3 protein-coding genes are annotated in these 2,237 nt (G+C 66.4%); 1 reads left to right on the forward strand and 2 read right to left on the reverse strand.

The genetic code is table 11. The annotated features are described in order from the left end of the window. Positions 1-1,173 (reverse strand): cache domain-containing protein (locus tag DYI24_RS25320; protein WP_164574274.1); only part of this gene is annotated, 1,173 nt, incomplete at its 3' end. A gap of 190 nt (positions 1,174-1,363) precedes the next feature. On the opposite strand from DYI24_RS25320, the gene DYI24_RS25325 reads away from it, so the two are divergent. Next, the gene (locus DYI24_RS25325) at positions 1,364-1,603 is read left to right on the forward strand and encodes a hypothetical protein (protein WP_107345319.1); all 240 of its coding nucleotides are present in this window, start codon (positions 1,364-1,366) and stop codon (positions 1,601-1,603) included. A 36-nt stretch (positions 1,604-1,639) separates the two neighbouring features. Here DYI24_RS25325 and DYI24_RS25330 read toward each other — a convergent pair. After that, positions 1,640-2,237 (reverse strand): autotransporter outer membrane beta-barrel domain-containing protein (locus DYI24_RS25330; protein WP_164574275.1); only part of this gene is annotated, 598 nt, incomplete at its 5' end.

Here is a 2,237-nt window from a genome sequence, read left to right on the forward strand (position 1 = left end):
GGCAATGCACGAGCTGCCGACGCCGGTCTCGAACCGCGCCGCCAGCTCGTGCATTGCCTGTCGCCGCTCGCTTTCGTGGGCGATCCGCTGCTCGTCCTGCGCGGCACGCAGCCGGCCGGTTTCGATCAGCCCTTCTTTGAACACTTCGACCGCCTGAGCCATCGAGCCGATCTCGTCACTGCGGCCGCGGCCCGGCACTTCGACGTCGTGACGACCGCTGCTGATGTCGCGCATCGCATTGCCGAGCGCCTGGATCGGCTTGGCCATGCTGCGGCCGAGCCACACCGCGATCGCGGCGGCGACCAGCACGGCGGCGATCGCCGCGAAGGCCAGCCACTGCATCGATTGCCGTTCCAGCGCCGCATAGGCGCTGGCGTCGCGCATGATCATCAGCACCGCGACCGGCTCGCCGGAGAACCGCTTGAGCGGGCCGAAGGTCGTGGCGATCGCCTTGCCGTCGGCTTCGCCCTTTTCGATCACCAGGTCGCCGCCGAACGCACGGCGCAGCGTCGCAAGATCGGTGACAGGATTGGCAACGCTGGACGCGATCACGTTGGTCTTGTCGCCGCTCAGCTGCAGGATCGCGACGTCGACGCCGAACCGCGCCTTCATCCGCTCGACAAACGCCTTGCCGAACGGCGCGCCGATATCGACGGTGCCGATTACTTTGCCGTCCTCGACCATCGGCGTCGTGCCGAACACGGTGAGATTGTCGAGCCCCGGCTCGATGCCGCCGACCGCCTTGCCGGTGGTCATCGCCTGCACCACCATGGCGCGCCGCGTCGACACGTCGTCACCGAAGGTCTTGGGATTGTGGATCCGCATCAGCGTCGTCGCCGGCGGCACCTGGATCGTGTACAGCGACAGCCCGCGCAGTGTGGTCAGGTCGCGGCCTTCCTTGAGCAGCTTCATCAGCCCGTCGCGGTCGCTCGCCTTGGTGAGCTCGCGCAGCGGCGGCAGCGCCGCCAGCACGTCGCTCAGCGCCAGCGTAGTTCGGGTCTCGGCCTCGGTCGCCGCGGTGATATTGGCAAAATCGGCGCGCAGCTCGCGCTCCAGGGCGACGTCGATCGTCGCTTTCTGGCGCCACACGCTGAAGCCGGCGAGCACGACACAGGAGCCGATCGCCACCAGCGTGATGGCCACGATCATCCGGGCCGATATCGATTTGAGCATTCCGCGGTCCCTTTTCTAGGTGCGCGCGGTCAGACCGCCGCAGTCCACACCTACCCGCAAGGGAACAAGAAGCGGTTAATGCCTACCTACCTCGTAGGATTACCAGTTCGGACCGGCCCGGTAAGGTTGACTGGTTAGGTTAAAACCGCAATCGCGTTGACCACGCGCGCGCGCCTGGTCAACTAACCGCATGATCAAGGACGACGACTACGAACTCGACGATTCAGGCAACCGCGTGCTGATTGGGCTGACGGCGGAGGAGACTGCCGAGTATTTTCGCCTCGAGGAAATCATCAGCAAGAGCATGCCGTTGCCCCAGGTCACCCGGGACGAGTGGTACCGGCCGGAAGATCGCCGCTGGCTCGAGCTCTACGAGAAACACGAATCCGCCCGGCGGCCGTTCCTCAAGAGCAGCAAGACGATGCATTGAGGCGCGTTCCGAGGCCGGCCGCCCTCACCGGAGCGATCACCACGCGTAGCGAAGCAGTCCTTTGCCGGCGTAGCTGCGGGTGACGTCCGAGAACTCGCCTTCGAAGCTGGCGGCGACCGAGAAGCCATTCAGCCAACTCACTTCCGCCGACACCGTGGTCAGCGCAGCATCCCGCGCGGGCCGTGCGCCGTTCACTACGAAGCTGGCGCCGGGCAGCGCCTGGAAGGTTGCTGTCACCGACCGATCGACATCGAAGTCGTGCGCCCATGCGGCGCGGCCGCGCAGCGTCAGCAGCGCGCTATCGAGCGCGAACGACTTGTCGGTCCGCAGGCCGAACTCGCTGCGCGTCGCGGTCACGGTCTTGGCCGCATAGCCGAGTGCGAATACACCGGTTCCGCCCGCCGCCTGCTCGGCATAGGCCGGCAGATCGAAGGCGGTGACCTGGGCCGCAGCGTACGGCGTCAGACCAAGACCGCCGATTGCCGGGGCGATCCAGCGATGCCCGGCTTCAACCCGCGCGGAGTACGCGTTGGCGTTGAAGTTGGCGCGGAGTTGATTGAGGCCGCCGATTGCGACAGTGCGTTCGGTGGTGATGTCCTGCCAGCCGTAAGCCGCCGCGGCGGTGAGATAGCTC

This window comes from Rhodopseudomonas sp. BR0C11 (assembly GCF_010820945.1).
Taxonomy (GTDB): Bacteria; Pseudomonadota; Alphaproteobacteria; order Rhizobiales; family Xanthobacteraceae; genus Rhodopseudomonas; species Rhodopseudomonas palustris_H.